Genomic DNA, 1,345 nt, shown 5'->3' with positions numbered 1-1,345 from the left:
GGGCCTTATCGTCGGCAGCGTCAGAGGTGTATAAGAGACAGGATCCGGGGTGGGCAGCTCGGTCACGGGTGACGCTCCCGTCGGGTTCGGGGCGGCGGCACCGTCCCCGGCATCCTGACCGGCGCAGGCGGCGAGCGCCGTACAGACGATCAGTGCGGCGGCGGCGATCCGAATGGTCCTCATGCCTGCTCTGACGTGGCGTGCCGGTGAATCGTTCCCATGGGTTGGATCAACCCTGAGCCGCCGCAGCGGCGGCCTTCATGTCCCGCTTGAGCTCCTGGGGCAGCGAGAAGGTGAGCCGCTCGTTGGCGGTCACCACCTCTTCCACGTCGGTGAAGCCGCGCTGGGCGAGATGCGCCAGCACCTCTTGGACCAGCTCCTCCGGCACGCTCGCGCCGGAGGTCAGCCCCACCGTGCCCGCCTCGGCCAGCCAGGCGTCGTCGATCTCGTGCGCGAAGTCGACCAGGTGTCCGGCGCGGGCCCCCGCGTCCAGGGCCACCTCGACCAGCCGCACCGAGTTGGAGGAGTTGCGCGAACCGACGACGAGCACCACGTCGCAGTCTGCCGCGATCTCCTTGATCACGTGCTGCCGGTTGCTGGTGGCGTAGCAGATGTCGTCACTGGGTGGCGACTGGAGCATCGGCAGCCGCTTCTTGAGCCGGGCCACCGTCTCCATCGTCTCGTCCACCGACAGCGTGGTCTGCGACAACCAGACGACCTTGTTCGGATCCCGCACGGTGATCCGGTCGGCGTCCTCCGGCCCGTCCACCAGCTGGATGTGCTCCGGGGCCTCCCCGGCGGTGCCGATGACCTCCTCGTGGCCTTCGTGGCCGATGAGCAGGATGTCGTAGTCCTCGGCGGCGAACCGCTTCGCCTCGTGATGCACCTTGGTCACCAGCGGGCAGGTCGCGTCGATCGCCTTCAGCGACCGCTCCTTCGCCTGCTCGTAGACCTCGGGCGCGACACCGTGCGCGGAGAAGATCACCGTGGCGCCCTCGGGCACCTCCTCGTTCTCCTCCACGAAGATCGCGCCTTGGGCCTCCAGCGTCTGCACCACATGCTTGTTGTGCACGATCTGCTTGCGGACGTAGATCGGGGCGCCGTAGAGCTTGAGCGCCTCCTCGACGGTCTGCACCGCCCGGTCGACGCCCGCGCAGTAACCGCGGGGCTTGGCCAGAAGCACGCGCTTGCCGGTTCGGGAAGCCTCAGTCACCCCCTCATCCTACGTGCCGGCCCGCCAACCGCCACCTGCCCGACCACCCACCTCCCACGTCGATCTAGGGGTGCTTGTCGTTGCTGGAGATCGACTAACGACACTTTCCCCTAGATCGACATGGCGGAGGGG

General features: G+C 68.0%; 1 protein-coding gene and 1 pseudogene. Both read right to left on the bottom strand.

All coding sequences use genetic code 11. The features are described from left to right. Positions 1-183, bottom strand: a pseudogene (locus C1I93_RS33420) (hypothetical protein); the annotation flags it as partial. A 46-nt stretch (positions 184-229) separates the two neighbouring features. Further along, entirely contained in the window at positions 230-1,213 is a 984-nt protein-coding gene (locus tag C1I93_RS30495; protein WP_111246685.1) for a 4-hydroxy-3-methylbut-2-enyl diphosphate reductase, read from the bottom strand. Positions 1,214-1,345 lie beyond the last annotated feature (132 nt).

The sequence above is a fragment of the Micromonospora endophytica genome, assembly GCF_003236305.1.
Classification (GTDB): Bacteria; Actinomycetota; Actinomycetes; order Mycobacteriales; family Micromonosporaceae; genus Micromonospora; species Micromonospora endophytica.
The sequence above is the reverse complement of the archived record's forward strand: the minus strand, read 5'-3'. Positions and strand labels throughout refer to the sequence as shown.